This window comes from Burkholderia sp. Tr-20390, from assembly GCF_017104595.1.
Classification (GTDB): Bacteria; Pseudomonadota; Gammaproteobacteria; order Burkholderiales; family Burkholderiaceae; genus Burkholderia.
The window spans coordinates 1-15909 of the sequence record NZ_JAAGPC010000016.1 but is presented as its reverse complement, the minus strand read 5'-3'; the positions used below and the strand labels follow the sequence as shown (position 1 = coordinate 15909).

Sequence of the window (15909 nt, the reverse complement as noted above, 5' to 3'; positions counted from 1 at the left end):
GGAGCGGACATCAGTGGGTGAACAAGGCCGACCAGCCGGAATTCGCTACGCCGAGCGCAACGACCGGTGGCTTGTCCGCAACTTGCGCGGCCGCGGCCTGCCGTTCGGCGCTGTCGTCGGTCGACGACGGAGCGACGCCCCGTGCATCAAACGTCGCGTGGCGCACGGCGACGCGTGTTGAATCGGTCGCGAACGCATGCGTCGGCGCGTGCGCAGGCCGGACAGTGACCGCTTCATGGATTCGTTCGAAGGCAGCCGCCGAAAGGCAAAGCGCACCGCAAACAGCTAGGGTCTTGACCATGACCGGATCTCCGTCAGGATGTTGGTCAGCTTCAGTGGCTGAACAGGCCCGGTGCGCGAGCCGGCTTACGGCGCGGGAACCAGCGCTCGAGCAGCGACGCGAGCGCGGGCAGCGCGGTCATCGCCATCACGAGGTTCACGACGAACATGAACGCGAGCAGCTTGCCCATGTCGGCCTGGAACTTGAGCGCCGAGAAGCTCCACGTCGCGACGCCGATCGCCAGCGTGATGGCCGTGAAGATGGTCGCCACACCCACTTCGAGCATCGCGTGCTGCACGGCCTTCACGATGTCCTGCCCGCCCGCCAGATGCACCTGCAGCCGGTTGTAGATGTAGAACGCGTAATCGACGCCGATGCCCACCGCCAGCACCATCACCGGCAACGTCGCGACCGTCAGCCCGATTTGCAGCTCCTTCATGAACCAGTAGCCGATGAAGGTGGCGACCGATAGCGGCACGCAGCACGCGAGCATCGCGCGCCAGTCGCGGTATGCGAGAAACACGAGGATCAGGATCGCCGCATACACGTAGAGCATCATCGGCAGCTCGCTCTTCTCGACTTCGTCATTGGTCGCGGCGAGCACGCCCGCGTTGCCTGCGGCGAGCCGCACCGTGATGCCCGGGAACGGATGCGACGCGCGGTATTGCTTCACGTCGTCGATGATGCGGTTGATCGTCGTCGCCTTGTGGTCGGTCAGGAACAGGTGCACGGCCGTCATCCCGCAGTCGCGGCTCATGAAGCCCTTCAAGCGCGACACGTCGACCGATACCGCGCCGTAGTTCTCGGCGGCGATCGGCACGACGTTCATCTTCGGGAAGTCCTCGTTGTAGCCCTGGTTGTACGCGCGCAGCATCGCCGAATACGACTGCACCGACACGACGCCCGGCTCGGTCTTCATCGCCGCCGAAAAGTCGTCCTCATACAGGCCGACCGCCGGGTTGTCGCACGCCTTGCCGGTCGATTCGATCGCCACCGTCAGCCAGTCCAGGCCCATGTCGTAGTTGCCGGCAATCGACGTCGCGTCGCGGTTGAAGCGCGCGTCCGCGCGCAGCTCCGGCGCGCCCGGCTGCAGCGTGCCGATCACGCGATCGCGGCTTTGCCACGCGGCGAGCGCGAAGATCGCCACCGTCAGCGCGACGGTGACGCCCGCGTACTTCGGCTCCGCCACGCGGGCGAGCACGCGCAGCGGCTTCGCACGCTGCTGCGCGCGCTTCAGCGAGTTGTCCGCGTAGGTTTTCGTGAAGTTGAAGCACGATGCCGCGACCGGCAGCAGGATCAGGTTCGTCACGATCTTGTACGCGACGCCGAGCGACGCGGTGATCGCCAGCTCGCGCACCATCGGGATCGGGATCAGCAACAACGTGATGAACGACACGAACGCGGTAATCAGCGCGAGCACGCCAGGGATCAGCAGGCCGCTGAAGCTGTGGCGCGCCGCATCGAACGAACTCTGCCCGTGCGCGATCTCGCGGACAATGAAGTTCACCTGCTGCACGCCATGCGACACGCCGATCGCGAACACGAGGAACGGCACGAGCACCGCGAGCGGATCGAGCCCGAAGCCGAGCAGCTTCAAGGTGCCGAACTGCCACACGAGCGACGTGAGCGAGCACGCGACCAGCAGCGCCGTGAAGCGCACTGAATGGCAGTACCAGTACACCGCGAGCGTAGTCAGCAGCAGCGCGACCGCGCAGAAGCCGAGCACGGCCGTCGCGCCGTCGGCGATATCGCCGATCTGTTTCGCGAAGCCGATGATCTGGATCTCGTAGCCGACATCCTCGAACGGCTTGCGGATCTTCTCTTCGAGCAGGTGATTGAACGCCACGTAGTCGAGCACCTTGCCGGCGCTGTCGCGCTCGTTCAGCTCGGCCGTGATCATCGCGCTGTCCTCGCCGTGCGACACGAGCGTGCCGACGTAGCCGCCAAGCGTCGTCGCACGGCGAATGCTCTGCACGCGCTCCGGCGTCAACTGGTCGGGCGTGACCGTGCCCGGAATGATCGGCTCCGCGCGAAACCCTTCGTCGGTCACTTCGTTGACGAACGCGTTCGGCGTCCACAACGAGCGCACGCCGATCCGGTCGACGTTCGGGAGGTACGTGACGGCCTGCGTGACGTCGTACAGCCGCGTCAACCCCTGTTTCGACCAGATCGAGCCGTGCTTGGCGCGCACGACCACCGTGATCCGGTTCGCGCCGAGCAGGTCGTTCCGGTATTGCTGGAACGTGCGGATGTACTCGTGCCCGATCGGCATCTGCTTTTCGAAACCGGCATCCATGCGCAGTTGCACGGCGAACACGGCCATCGCAACGGTGAACAACGCGATCGCCGCGAGCACGATCGCGCGGTGACCGAAGAAAAGCCTTTCCAGGCGACTGACCAGACGATTGAGCACGACGTTACCCCTTCATGTATTCCGGTGGCGTACGCCACCTGCCACCTGCCACCCGACGCCGTCAGAAATTCCGCGTGACGAACAAGCCGACGAAATTGCGGTCCGCATAAGGCTGGCCCACCGTGTTGTGGCCGCCCCAGAACGCGGTGAAATTGATGCCAGCCTGCCAGTTCGGCGGGTTCTGGTTGAACAGCACGTAGACATTCACCGACTTCGCACCCTGCATGTAATTCGCGGTGAAGGTCGGCGTGTAGCCGTACAGGCCGGTGCTGAATGTGACGCCCGGCGTGACCTGCCAGCCGGGAATCAGCGAGCCGTCATAGGTCCAGTTGAAGTCGATCGTCGCGCCCACCGAGCTCGACGTACCCTGGCCCATTCCGATCGGATAGCCGGCCGCCGACCCGTTGTTCAGCCACGGCAGGTAGCCGGCCTGCGGTACCTGCGTGACGGTCTGCCCGCCGACCGTGCGCGTGACGCCGCTCGAGCTCAGCCCCGGGTAATAGATCCACGTCAGTTCCCAAGTCAGCGCGGCCGAATCAGCGCCGATCAGTTTCAGGAACGGGTACTCGCTGCGCGTGAGCGCGAGCAGCCCGTTGATGTCGTACTGGAACTTCTTCTTGTCGACCCATTGCGGGCAGTCCACACCGGCCACGCCGTTCGTGTTCAGGTCGAGCGGGCCGCCCGCGCCGTAGCAGCTCGACAGCGCGACCGCATCGCGCGGCCGGTACGACAACTCGGTGCCGATCGCCCACGGGCCGACGCCGAAGTTCGCGCTGACGCCGAACAACTGGCGCCGGCCGAGATACGACCATTGCTCGGTGCCGTTCGCGAGCGACGCGAGCACCGGCGACTTGTCGGTGTAGTTCAGGTAGTAGAACGCGAAGTTCGCGTCGAAGGAGCGCGGCGCGTAGTTGAACTTCACGCCGAACTGCGGCCGGTATTTCGCCGGCAGGTTCGTCGTGCTTGGCAAACCGATGTCGTTGAACGGCGGCCCGGCGTAGGTACCGTTCACGAGTCCGTTCTTGATCGCGTTGAGCGTGTCCTGGTTGCCCGCCGCGCCCGATCCGCCGATCGCGTTCGCGATCGTGCCGGCGCTCGGTCCGGTCACGTTCAGGTTGTTCGTGTTGATCGTGAACGGCTCGGCACCACGGCCGAAACCGTTCGTCACCGACCAGTACGAGCCGACCGGCGGGTAGCGGTTGCCGTTCCACTGGAACTGGTAGTAGGCCTCGGTGCTGAACCCGTGCGACAGGTCGGCAGCGAGGCTCACCATCGGCGCCGGCAGCAGCGCCTGCTTGAGCTGCGAGCCGGGGATCAGCAGCTTCTGCGTGTCGATGGAGTTCGTCGCGTTGATGCCGCTCTGCGCGAACATGCTCTCGCCCCAGTTGATGACCTGGTTGCCGAGCCGCACGTGCGCGTTGCGCCCGCCGACCGTGAAATCCTTCTGCGCCCACAGGTCGAGCAGTTGCGCGTTGTAGACGACCTGCGCGGCCGCCGTGCTCGACAACGGCGTGCGGTTCGTATTGCCGGCGAGGAAGTCGTACATGCCGGTGCCGCGCACCATAAACTTCAGCCCTTCGCTCGGCATCTTCAGCAGCAGCTCGCTGGTCGCGCTGATGTAGGTGCTGAACGGCTGGCCCTTTCGGTAGTTCAAGTCACCGTTGTCCGCGTAACCCCACTGGTTGGTGTTCGCGGCCGCGCCGCAGCCGAATGCGTTCGGGTCGCCGGTGAGCGAGCAGCTCGGGTTTTTGGTGCGAATACCGGCGCCGGCCGTCAGGTTCGTCACCCACGAGCCTTGCAGGTTTCCGCCTCCCATCGTGAAATCGTACGCATAGGCGCTCGACGTCGCAGCCCCCGCGATCGCCATCGATACCGTAGCATTCCTCAACAATCTTGCCGATTCCATGATCCACCTCCGCCCCTGTTCGATGCCGGCGCACGATCGTTGCGCGCCGGTCCTTGTATCCGTCAGCCTGTCACCGTCAACGTTCGCTGACCGAGCGCAGCGATTCCGCCGTGTAGAAATCCTGCTTGAAGCGCGGATCGTCGGCCTGACCGAACCAGCGAATGTCCTTGCCCTGGCCGATCGACGACGCATCGAACACATAGCGGCCATTGATCATGTCGTACTGCGCGAGCGGTTCGTTGTCGCAGGTGCCGCCGAGCTCCCACACCGGAATCGGGTAGCTTTCCCGCACCTTCCACAATTTGCCCTGCGCGTCGTAGTCCTCGCCGACGAGCGCGAGCCAGCTGTCTTCGTCGAGATAGAACACCTTCTTCGACGCGACGTGTCGCGCGCTCGGCTTCAGCGTCGCCTCGACGACCCATACGCGATGCGTTTCGTAGCGACGGTTCGCAGCGCCGAGGCCGTCGGGCGTCGCGACGTCGTGCAGCTTGCTCTTGAACCGGTACATGCCGAACGCGTTGTACGGGACGAGCATTTCCTTCTTGCCGACCAGCTTCCAGTTGAACCGGTCGAGCGAGCCATTGATCATGTTGGCCTCGTCGATCAGGTACTGGTTCTCGAAGCCGATCAACGGCGCGTCGTGCGTATAGGCCGGCATGCGTCGCACGCGGCGCTGGCCCGGGAAGTAGTAGTAGGTTTCCGAGTCCTTGTTGAAGTACTGCCGCTGGACGAAGGCCTGCCCGGCCAGCGCGGCCGGTGAGTTCATCTGGAAGTAGACGGCGGCGCTCAACTGGTCAACGTCCTGCGGCGATGTCTTGCCGAGCTTGGCCGACGGGAAGTAGAACGTCTGCGGACCGACCGCGTCGATCCATTCGCTGCCGCCGGGGCGCGGCGAAATGCTCGTGGCGACCTGCGCCCATTCGACGCCTTCGCCGCGATAGCGCATCTCGTAGTTCAGGATCGCTTCGATGCCGCTTTTCGGTTGCGGAAACGGCACGCCCGGCAACGCGGCCGCGGCGAGGTTTTCGCCGCTCGCATCCAGCTTCGCGGCCGTGAGGTTCGCCTTCGAGTTCTGCTCGGCGGCATCCGGCAACTGGCATTCACGGTGGGACGGGTAGACGTCCATCCGGTAGCCCTTCTTCTGCTTGATCAACGCGACCTGGCCGGGCGACAGCTTGTCCGCATACTTGTCGACGTTCGCCGCGTCGATCGAGTAGAGCGGCTTCTCGTTGCGGTGCTTCCAGAAATCGCCGCGTACCTTGCCCCACTCCCAGCCGGCGTCGGGCGACTGCTTGCCGGCATAGGCCGGCACCGCGCCGTCCTTGCTCGCCGAGCGGTCGGCGCCGGCCGGCGTCAGGTCGTCCGCCGCGACGGCGGTGCCGATCGCGACACATGCAGCGGCCGCGATCGCGGACGTGGTCCAGAAACGATGCTTCTTCATCATGGTTCTCCTTCCTGCTCCGCCTTCGCTCGTCCATCCCGGACGAAACGCGTTTGTTTCGATCGTCATCGTCATCCGACGATGGCGTCGCTCCCTGATCGAGGCTGGCCGGGGTACCGTCCAGCTGCCTGCCGCCTGATTGCTATCCCGCATATTTCGTCAGGACTACGATTCGAATGGAACGCAGATCCGACGAAAAACCCCTGTGCCTTCCGTCAACCCTTGCCGGACCCTGCCACCGCCACCGCGCGAATCTCAACGCACAGCCCCGGCAGCGCCAGTTGCGTGACGCCGACCGCCGTCCACGACGGGTAGCGGTCGGGGAAATAGACGTCCTTGACCGCCGCGAAGCCTTCGGTCTCGCGCTGCAGATCCGTATGGAAAGTCGTCAGCTCGACGACGTCGGCGAGGCTCGCGCCGGCTTCCTCGAGGATCGCCTTCAGGCACTCGAACGCGATCCGCGCCTGCGCCTGCACGCCGTCGGCCGGCTGCATCTGCGCGTCGAGGCCGACCTGGCCCGACACCCAGATCGTGTCGCCGACGCGCGTGGCCGGCGAGAAGTGGTACGCGTCGTACCACGGCTGGAACGCGGCCGGCACGATCGACTGCCGCTTTGGAGTTGCTGTCATGATGAGTTCTCCCGGTTCAGACGAGTTGACGGAAACACGGCGCGCGGAACGGATCGCCGGCCTTCAGCGCGGCGAGTTCTTCGACGAACAGCACGCCGGCCGGCGTGAATCCCGACCGACTTTCGTCAGGCAGCGGGCTGAACACCGCGTCGTCGCCGAAAAAGCGCAGCACGAGCGTGTGGCGATCGGGGAAATCCGCGTCGACCGCGCCGCCGCCATGCAGCACGCCCGGATGAAGCAGCAACACGTCGCCCGGCTTCGTTTCCCACGACAGGATGTCGTATGCATCCGGCGCCGCGCGACGCTCGGCCTCGATGTTCGGCAGGCGCGGCCACACGTCGCCGCCATGCAGCGGGTCGGTCGGATCGTCGGCGTTCTGGAACGTCGTGCCGTCATGCCGCACACCGTGATGCGAGCCGCGCACGATCTCCAGCGCATTGCGCTTCGGCACGTGCTCGAAGCTGATCCACGCATTGCCGAAGTGCATGCCATGCCATGGCAGGTACGACGTATCTTGGTGCCACGGCGAGCGTGCGCTCTTGCCGCCGGCCTTCATGAACAGTTCCTCGGCGAAGTACCACACGTGTTTCGAGCCCCACAGGTCAGCGAATAGCTGCCCGAATGGCAGCGTACCGACCAGCGCGTCGAGCCGCTCCTTCGCATACGGGTTCGCGTTGTCGTTGTGCGACTTGTATTCGGTGCCGTCGAGCAGCGTCGTCGCCATCGGGCCCGGATTCTCCATTCCCCAGTCGAACACCGCGCGGCATTGCGCGAGTTGTTCGTCGTTGAGCACCCCTTCGATGAGCACGGCTCCGTCCTCGAAGAACGCTTTTCGCTTCATTGCATCCATCGTCTATCTCCCGATTCGTTCAGCCACAACCGGCGGTTCGTCTTCATTGCCGGCCCTTCAGTAGAACATGATGACTATGTTAGGTCATCATGACAAAAATAATCAAAAGAAAAAGACGGGGTATTCCCTGTTTCGTCTACATGATCGAACGTGTGTCGCCGCCCGCCGCCGGCCCGTCATGACAATCGGCTTTCGGCCTTCATACAAGCGCGCGACAACGCGCGGCCGCCGCGTCTTCGCGCCTTCATCCGCGTACGCGATCGACCACCGTGTGTGTGATGAAACCGACCCGTACCGCATCGGCCAGCGTGTCGGCGGTACTGCGTGCTTCGGCAGCACCGTGCGACTGCATGCCGTCGCACAGCGCGATCAGGCCGAGCGCCAGCACCGGCGTGGGCAACGGCAGCGACATGCGGGCCCGCGCCGCATACGCGTCGATGGACGCAGCCACGAGCGCGTTCCGGTCGCGCAGCAACGCGCCGAACCGCGCACGGAACTGCGGATCGCGCGCTGCCTGCAGCTGCGCGTCGAGCCACATCGGGTGCGATGCAGGCTGCGTCGTACCCCTTCGCCAGTACGCAAGCATCGTGCGCCGCGCATCCTCGTCCGGCTCATGCGAACCGACGATCCGCTGCAACGCCTCGACAGCCTCGTCCTGATCGCGTCGCAATCGCTCGAACAGCACGTCGGCCTTGCCGCGGAAGTTCGAGTAGAACGCGCCACGCGTATGTCCCGCTGCCACTGCAATGTCTTCGACACTCGCGGCCGCGTATCCTTTCTCCGCGAAGATCGCGCGCGCGGCGTCGAGCAGGCGTTCGCGCGCCGCCTCGCGCCGCTCGGCGCAGGTCAGGCGAAGCCGGTCCATCCGCGCCCTCCGCGATCGCCGCGGCCAGCCCGGCAACCCGTTCGAGCCGCCTCATTTTCATCTGTACAGCGACTCATTTCGGATACGAAAACACAGCGGCATCGGCCTGACTGCGCCCCTTCTCCCGCTCCAGTGCGCAATACGCGTAATAGAGCGCGACGGTCAGGTACGACCAGGTCAGCAGCGCCAGTACATAGAAATTGAACACGACGTTGGTTTCCTCGCCGGGGATCTTGTAGAAATCGTAGATGCACGCAATCGCCTGCGAAGCGACGAGCGCGATCGTCGTCGTCAGCGCATGGAACGCGTGACCAGCGCGCGCGAGCCGCCACACGAACCCCGCGAGATAGATCGACATCAGCGTCCACATCACAACGTAGAAGTACGGCAACGCGTGCTGCAACACGCCGGCCACGAGCGCGATCGTCCCGAGCGTCGCGAGCACGAACAACGTCACGTCCTGCCGCATCGACGGCCGGTAGCCGTGCGTGACGGCCATCAGGCCGGCGACCGCGATCACCGGCATCCCGAACCCGCGCGAGAACGCGTCGAGAAAGTGCGAGATGAAGTACGACACCGGCGATTCGGTCGCGAAAAAGATCACCGCGTTGGACGCGGAGATCGTCACGATCCACCACTCGAGGCCGATCAGGAAGTTACGCTTGCGCACGAACTTGAAGCCGTAGACGCCGGTCGTCGCCGCAAGCGTTGCGCTGGAAAGACAAAGGACAAGTGATCTGTGATCCATGGTTCGAACTCCCGAGGTCGATTGCTGCCGTTGATTCACTGCCGGGCGGGGCCGAGGCTCGCGAGATAGGTCGCCACCGCCGCCCGATCGTCCGCCGACATCGCCTGCGCGACGCGCTGCATCGTGCCGGTCGCCTCGCTGCGCGAGCCCTTCGCGAACGCATCGAGCTGCGCGAGCAGATAGTCGTAGCCCTGCCCGGCCAGACGCGGGAATTGCGCCTGCCCCGTCAGCCGCGCGCCGTGGCAGGCCGCGCATGCACCGCCCGTCACCAGCTGCTCGCCTTTCGTGCGCAGTCCTGCGTCCGGCTTGAAATAGCGGTTGTCCAGCGGCGTCTGCTTCGCGTAATAGCCGGCCAGGCGGGTGATCTCGGCTTCGCTCATGGTCATCGCGAGCGGGCCCATCGTCGGGTTCGCGCGTTGCCCGCCCGCAAACGCACGGAGCTGAGCGGCCACGTATTGCGCCGGCTGGCCGGCAAGGCTCGGATACGCCTGGTTGAGCGACGTGCCCTTCACGCCGTGGCAGCTCATGCACGCGTCGGTCACGCGCGGCCACGGACCGCCGTCGGCATCATCGGCTTGTGCGGCCGTATCGATATGGCGCTGCAGGCGATAGAAGCCGAGCAGCGTCGGGCCGTAGAGCGCCAGCAACGCACCGATCGCCACCACCGCCGTGAGCAGTAAAAGCCGTTTCTTCATCTTCGTGATCCTAAGCATGACGCAGCGCATTGAGCGCCTGAAGCGCGCTTTGGTGACCGGAGCGCACGGCGCCGTCCATGTAGCCGGCCCAGATGTTCGCGGTCTCGGTGCCCGACCAGATCAGGTTGCCGCACGGCGCGCGCAGCGCGTCGCCGTGCGCGGTCCAGAAACCGGGCGGGATCGCCGACACGCACGTGATCGTCCAAGGGTCGGCGAGCCCCCAGTCGCGATCGTGGTACGACACCGGCGCGCGCGCTTCGTCGCCCCATGCCTGCGCATAAAGATCCATGTGCATCTGCTTCGCGGCCTGCGGATCTGACGGCACCAGTGCATTCCGGACGAACGCATTGATCACGCCGATCTCGCCCCCCGGCGGCGAATTGTCGTAAGCCCAGAACACCGGCCCATCGGTCTGGAAGATATGGCCGTTCAAGCCCTTGTCGCGCCAGAACGGGCGGCGGTAGACCATCGCCGTCTTGCGCGCCGGCGAATGGGCCGGCCATGCGCGCTGCAGCGCATGGCGCTTTTCAGGCAGCGGCGGGTCGAACTGCACCTGGTGGCACAGCGCGGGGTGAAGCGCCATCACGACCTTTTTCGCGCGCACCGTGCCGCGATCGGTCTGCAACGTGACGATGTCGCGATCCCAGCCGACGATCCGCCGGACCGGCGACGACAGCCGCACCTTGTCGCCCAGTTGCTGCGCCATCCGGATGCTGAGAAGCTGCGAGCCGCCGACGAAGCGGGTTTCCTGCGCGCTACGTTTGATCGAGTCGAGCTGCGCGTAGTCGCAATCGGCGGAGTTGATCATCGACAGGAAGTGCAGCAGCCCCATCTTCGCTGGCGCGACGCCGCCCGACAGCGAGATCGACGCGTTCCAGCCCATCCGGTCTTCCGCCTTGATGCCCTGCGTCGCAAGCCAGTCACCGACCGACAGCCGGTCGAGTTCGCCGGCCTTCGGCGACGTCCACGGCGCACCGGTAGGCACGTCGCGCGACAATCTACTCAATTTCGCCGCGACGGCCTCGTCGGTGCCGAATGTACCCTCCAGATCGATCTCGGCGCGACCGTCGCCGCCGAGAATCACCGTCCTGCCCGCGTAGTAGCTCGGAAACGTGCCGACTTCCAGCTCACGGGCGAGATCGGCGACCGCCGTCTGGCCCGGACCGATCCACTGGCCGCCGACTTCGGTCACATAGCCGCCACCCACGTCGTAGTTCAGCGTGCGGCCGCCCACGCGGTCGCGCGCCTCGAGCACGACGAAGGATTCGCAGCCCGCGTCGCGCAGGTCGCGCGCGGCCGTCAGGCCGGCCAGCCCGGCGCCGACAATCGCGACATCGAGTACGTCGCCGTCGTGGGCGGCGGCAGGCGGCGCATCGGCCTTCGCCCGCGCGGCACCGAGTGCGAGACCGCCCGCCGCGACCGACGCGCCCGCGACCTTGAGCCACTGCCTGCGCTGCAGGTCGGCCGACCCGCTGGTGGATGACTTCCTGGACATAATCTGCGAATGACGCCTGCAATGAGCACGAACCGCGGCCGCATGCGGCCATCGTTCGCACAGAATCTGATGACGGGAGCGATCTCGTTCCGCCTCACCCGCCCCCAAACGGGGACGCGTGAAGCCGGTTCGCATTCCTGCCTGTACACGCGCCGTACTGCCTTGTACCGATAAGGATTTTCCGGCGCCCCGAATTAGTACATGTTGCAAAAGTTAGGTCATGATACATAAATCAAGATTAAAAAAAAAAGACAGGGTATTCCCCTGTCATACAGTGCCTTGCTACGCATTTGAAAGGCGATGGAAAGCAACAATATTGCCGCTTCGACGCACAAGATGCCAATTCATGCGTGGGGCACCGTGCACGATTGAGAAGCTGTTGCCTAACGGCACCCGGCTATGGAAACGACACGAGTTTCAAGAAGAAGCCTGCTCACGATCAACCCGAGCTATAGATCGCGCCCCTCAATAACTTGATTCAAATATTGCGAAAAGGGTCACCTTTTCTGCAAACCTAAAGGAAGCGGCCAGCTCCCTCCTCACCCCCGCCATCCAGCCCCAATAAATCCCCTTGACGACCTATCTTTCGATATATATCTTTAGATATGTTTTACGACATATAGGACTCGATCATGCGACACAACCCTTCCCGCGGCCATGCCCGATGCGACGGTCATGGTGCGCATGCCCGCCCTGACGGGTTCGCCGGTCTCTGGTACGCGATCGGCCGCCATCGTCGCGGCCACGATCCGTTCGGCGGTGGCGGCCCGTTCGGTGGCCGTGGCGGGCGCGGCGGCTTTGGCGATTTCGGCGACGACGGCATGCCGCGCGGCCGCCAGTTCAGCTCCGACGATCTGCAGCTGCTGTTGCTCGCGCTGGTCGCCGAGCAACCGAGCCACGGCTACGAGCTGATCAAGGCGCTCGACACGCGTTCGAACGGTTTCTACAGCCCGAGCCCCGGCATGGTGTATCCGGCGCTCACGTATCTCGAAGAAGTCGGCTTCGTCGCGTCGCAAGCGGAAGGCAACCGCAAGCGCTATGCGCTGACCGACGCCGGCCGCGTGCATCTCGACGCGCAGCGCGAACGCGTCGACACGCTGTTCGCGCGTCTCACGCACCTCGCCCGCAAGATGGAGTTCATGCGCCGCGCGTTCGCCGGGGAATCGGCGGGCAACGAAGCGCAGGACGAGTCGCAGGCCGGCTGGCTGCCGGAGTTCGTCGAGGCGCGCCTCGCACTCAAGCGGGCGCTGCTGCACAAGAGCGCCGCCGACGCCGACGAACAGCGCCGCATCGCCGCCATCATGCGCCGCGCGACGGCTGAAATCGAAGGCGGCAGCGGTGCGTAATCCGCGCCGCCCCTTCAAACCCTAAGGAGAACGGATTGATGCAGAACACATCCGACCGCACCGTGACCCGCGTGCGCCACACCCTCAAGTTCCGCTTGCTGCAGGTCCTGCGCGTGCACACCGTCACGCCGCACCTGCTGCGCGTCACGCTCGGCGGCCCCGATCTCGCGGATTTCGAATCCGCGTCGTTCGACGATCACGTGAAGGTATTTTTCCCGCCGCCCGGTGCTGAACGGCCCGTGCTGCCGACGCTCGGTGCCAACGGTCCCGAGTTTCCGGAAGGCGAACCGAAGCCGGTCGCGCGCGACTTCACGCCGCGCCGTTTCGACCGCGCCGCCGGCGAGCTCGATCTGGAATTCGTGCTGAACCACCCGGGCCCCGCGTCGCAGTGGGCCGCCCAGGCACGTGTCGGCCAATGGCTCGGCATCGGCGGCCCGCGCGGTTCGTTCGTCGTCCCGACCGGTTTCGACTGGCACCTGCTGATCGGCGACGATACGGCGCTGCCGGCGATCGCGCGGCGTCTCGAGGAATTGCCGGCCGGCGCGCGTGTAGCCGTCGTGATGGAAGTCGCGGATCGCACCGCGCAGATCGCGTTCGACACGCGCGCCGACGTGCATGAAATCTGGCGCTTCCGCGCCGAAGCCGACGCGGCGGATGGCGACGTGCTGCTGAATGCCGTGCGCGACCTGCCGCTGCCGCCGTCCGGCGACGGCTATGTGTGGGCGGCGGGCGAAGCGCTGTCGATGCGCGCGGTACGCCAGCACCTGACCGGCGAGCGCGGCGTCGACAAGTCGCGCATCCGTGCGGCGGCCTACTGGAAGCGCGGCGCGGCGGCCGTGCACGAAACGCTGGAAGACTGATGGATGCGGGTGCCCGGCAAACGGGTACCGCTTGAGGTTGGCCGGCCGATGACACAATCGTGGCGTCGGCGCACCAGCGGGCTTGGCACCGCTATCGCGACTGGTATATATCTGTGGGTGCGACGCCGCTGTCGGGCGACAGCCGCCGCAGCCCGCCCAGGAGCGCCCGGTCATGACAAAAGAAAGCCACGCTTCGCCGTTCCTTCGCAACCTGAAGATCGCCGGCTATTGCGGCCTTGCCGCGGTGGTACTCGCGCTGTTCGTCGCGATGTGCGCGATCCTGAAGGAAAGCGCACTCGACCGCGACGCCGCGCAACACCCTGCCGATACCGCGGAACTGCACGATGCAGGCGCTGGCCCGTCCGCATCGGCCGAATCGGCCAAGACACCCGGCTGACGGCGTCCGGCCCTTTCTCCTGCCGCTTACGGCGCGTGCCGGCGGCCCATCACGGCGGCATGCACCGAATCGCCGAGCCGTTCGAGCAGCGCGGTCACGCGTTGCCCGTACAGGTGCGCGGCCAGCGCGCCAGCCGTGCCGACCAGCACGCCGCCTGCCATGTCGAACGGCCAGTGCACGCCCGCATAGATACGTCCCCATGCAATCGCCGCGGCCATCGCGACCATCACGAACCCGGTGAACCGGGTCGTGCCGCCGAGCATCAACCCGACCGCCATGCTCCACGCGAACGTCATGTGATCGCTCGGAAACGAGCTGTCCGGCGCGTGCGGAATCAGTTGTGTGCCGACGCCCGCCATGAACGGGCGCGGCGAGAACCAGAAATGTCCGATGACCTGCGCGAGCGCGAGCGCCACGCACACGCCGACGCCTGCTTCGATCGCCTGGCGCCGCGTCGGGCGCGCGCCGAAGATCCAGGTCAGCAGCAGCATCGCGGGCAACGCATAGACGAGCCAGTCGGCGGCGAAGATGGCGAGGCGGGCCACGCCCGGCTGCGGCGCAACCCCGGCGTTGATGGCGGAAAAGAGGGTGAGATTGAGGGTCTGCATGAATCCGGTTGCGTGGGGCGTAAAAAATCGGCCGGTTGCCCGGCCTGCTACGAACGATGCTAAGGCGCACCCGCTTAAGTGATGCTTAATAAGACGACCGCGCGACGAAGCCCGCCGCCGCGAACGCGCTTAGAGCCTGCACTGCAACACAAGTTCACACATTTGTCATATTCCCGCGCGACCGTCTCCCGAAAAGGCTCACCCGGCATCCCGTAAAGACTCACCTTTTTCACATCGTGGCGTCATCGACGCGTGCAAACATCGGGACGCCGGGTGCCATCCAGACCGTTTGCGTCATTCATCTCAATATTTACGCTGCAAATGCTTCGAAATCGGCAACAATTAATTCCATATGCGGCATCGCACAACGGCAACGCACAGGCATAGGATTACGAGCTTACGAGCACTCATCCACGAAGCGATCAACAACAAGGAGTCCGCATGAAACCCAGCGATGTCCGATCGAAAGCGTTTGCGATGCCGTTGACCAGCCCCGCCTTCCCGATGGGCCCTTACCGTTTCGTCGATCGTGAGTTCCTGATCATCACGTATCGCACCGATCCGGACCGTCTCCGCGAAATCGTCCCCGAGCCGCTGCAGGTCACCGAGCCGCTCGTGCATTACGAATTCATCCGCATGGCCGATTCGACCGGCTTCGGCGACTACACCGAAAGCGGTCAGGTGATTCCCGTCGAATACAACGGCCAGCCGGGCGGCTATACGCTCGCGATGTATCTCGACGATCACCCGCCGATCGCCGGCGGCCGCGAGTTGTGGGGCTTCCCGAAGAAGCTCGCGTCGCCCACGCTGCACGTGAACACCGACCACCTCCTCGGCACGCTCGACTACGGCAAGGTGCGCGTCGCCACCGGCACGATGGGCTACAAGCACAAGGAGCTCGACATCGACGAGCAGACCAGGCGTCTCGCCGGCCCCAATTTCCTGCTGAAGATCATCCCGCACGTCGACGGCACCGCGCGCGTCTGCGAACTGGTGCGCTACTACATGCAGGACATCAAGATGAAGGGCGCGTGGACGGGCCCCGCATCGCTCGAGCTGGCGCCGCATGCGCTCGCGCCCGTGGCCGACCTGCCCGTGCTCGAAATCGTCGAAGCCCGCCACATCGTCGCAGATTTGACACTGGGCCTTGGCGAAGTCGTCTACGATTACCTGGCTCAGTAACACGTCCGCAGTCCTTTCTCCCTGTCAATCCTTTCACCACGGGAATTCGAACATGAGCAACCTGAATGGCAAGACCGCAGTCGTCACGGGCGCCGCGAGCGGCATCGGCAAGGAAATCGCACTCGAGCTCGCGAAAGCGGGCGCGGCCGTCGCGATCGCCGACCTGAACCAGGACGGCGCGAACGCGGTCGCCG

Annotated in this window: 16 protein-coding genes; 5 read left to right on the top strand and 11 right to left on the bottom strand. The window is 65.1% G+C overall.

Annotation, left to right across the window (positions count from 1 at the left end):
* Positions 1 to 10 precede the first annotated feature (10 nt).
* From G3N98_RS07325 to G3N98_RS07280, 10 genes are all read right to left on the bottom strand, one after another.
* Positions 11 to 301, bottom strand: coding sequence for a hypothetical protein (locus G3N98_RS07325; RefSeq protein WP_206147767.1), 291 nt, complete (start codon positions 299 to 301; stop codon positions 11 to 13).
* Between the two features lie 31 nt (positions 302 to 332).
* Complete coding sequence (locus tag G3N98_RS07320) at positions 333 to 2693, bottom strand: efflux RND transporter permease subunit (RefSeq protein ID WP_206147766.1); 2361 nt, start codon at positions 2691 to 2693, stop codon at positions 333 to 335.
* A gap of 61 nt (positions 2694 to 2754) precedes the next feature.
* Positions 2755 to 4599, bottom strand: coding sequence for a DUF1302 domain-containing protein (locus G3N98_RS07315; protein WP_206147765.1), 1845 nt, complete (start codon positions 4597 to 4599; stop codon positions 2755 to 2757).
* A gap of 76 nt (positions 4600 to 4675) precedes the next feature.
* Entirely contained in the window at positions 4676 to 6043 is a 1368-nt protein-coding gene (locus G3N98_RS07310; protein ID WP_206147764.1) for a DUF1329 domain-containing protein, read from the bottom strand.
* 212 nt (positions 6044 to 6255) lie between these two features.
* Positions 6256 to 6669, bottom strand: coding sequence for a RidA family protein (locus G3N98_RS07305; protein WP_006480052.1), 414 nt, complete (start codon positions 6667 to 6669; stop codon positions 6256 to 6258).
* Positions 6670 to 6685: 16 nt separating this feature from the next.
* Positions 6686 to 7519: a phytanoyl-CoA dioxygenase family protein gene (locus tag G3N98_RS07300; RefSeq protein WP_206147763.1), complete on the bottom strand. Its 834-nt coding sequence runs from the start codon at positions 7517 to 7519 to the stop codon at positions 6686 to 6688.
* A 244-nt stretch (positions 7520 to 7763) separates the two neighbouring features.
* Positions 7764 to 8384: a TetR/AcrR family transcriptional regulator gene (locus G3N98_RS07295; protein WP_206147762.1), complete on the bottom strand. Its 621-nt coding sequence runs from the start codon at positions 8382 to 8384 to the stop codon at positions 7764 to 7766.
* A 73-nt stretch (positions 8385 to 8457) separates the two neighbouring features.
* Positions 8458 to 9132, bottom strand: coding sequence for a hypothetical protein (locus G3N98_RS07290; RefSeq protein WP_206147761.1), 675 nt, complete (start codon positions 9130 to 9132; stop codon positions 8458 to 8460).
* A 35-nt stretch (positions 9133 to 9167) separates the two neighbouring features.
* Positions 9168 to 9827, bottom strand: a complete 660-nt coding sequence (locus G3N98_RS07285; RefSeq protein WP_206147760.1) for a c-type cytochrome — start codon at positions 9825 to 9827, stop codon at positions 9168 to 9170.
* Positions 9828 to 9837: 10 nt separating this feature from the next.
* Positions 9838 to 11322 carry an FAD-dependent oxidoreductase gene (locus G3N98_RS07280; protein ID WP_206147759.1) on the bottom strand — a complete coding sequence of 495 codons (1485 nt, stop codon included), beginning with the start codon at positions 11320 to 11322 and terminating at the stop codon, positions 9838 to 9840.
* A gap of 632 nt (positions 11323 to 11954) precedes the next feature.
* Here G3N98_RS07280 and G3N98_RS07275 point away from each other — a divergent pair.
* The 3 genes from G3N98_RS07275 (at position 11955) to G3N98_RS07265 (ending at position 13925) form a co-directional block, all read left to right on the top strand.
* Positions 11955 to 12668, top strand: a complete 714-nt coding sequence (locus G3N98_RS07275) for a PadR family transcriptional regulator (RefSeq protein WP_206147758.1) — start codon at positions 11955 to 11957, stop codon at positions 12666 to 12668.
* 38 nt (positions 12669 to 12706) lie between these two features.
* Positions 12707 to 13528, top strand: coding sequence for a siderophore-interacting protein (locus G3N98_RS07270; protein ID WP_089428704.1), 822 nt, complete (start codon positions 12707 to 12709; stop codon positions 13526 to 13528).
* A 172-nt stretch (positions 13529 to 13700) separates the two neighbouring features.
* Positions 13701 to 13925: a hypothetical protein gene (locus G3N98_RS07265; protein ID WP_206147757.1), complete on the top strand. Its 225-nt coding sequence runs from the start codon at positions 13701 to 13703 to the stop codon at positions 13923 to 13925.
* A 26-nt stretch (positions 13926 to 13951) separates the two neighbouring features.
* Here the strand turns inward: G3N98_RS07265 and G3N98_RS07260 are convergent, their stop codons facing one another.
* Positions 13952 to 14533, bottom strand: coding sequence for an undecaprenyl-diphosphatase (locus G3N98_RS07260; protein ID WP_206147756.1), 582 nt, complete (start codon positions 14531 to 14533; stop codon positions 13952 to 13954).
* A gap of 441 nt (positions 14534 to 14974) precedes the next feature.
* Between G3N98_RS07260 and G3N98_RS07255 the strand changes: the two genes are divergently transcribed.
* On the top strand, positions 14975 to 15715 hold the full coding sequence (locus G3N98_RS07255) for an acetoacetate decarboxylase (protein ID WP_039344575.1): 741 nt from the start codon (positions 14975 to 14977) through the stop codon (positions 15713 to 15715).
* A 52-nt stretch (positions 15716 to 15767) separates the two neighbouring features.
* A partial coding sequence (locus G3N98_RS07250; protein ID WP_131932263.1) for an SDR family NAD(P)-dependent oxidoreductase occupies positions 15768 to 15909 on the top strand: 142 nt, incomplete at its 3' end.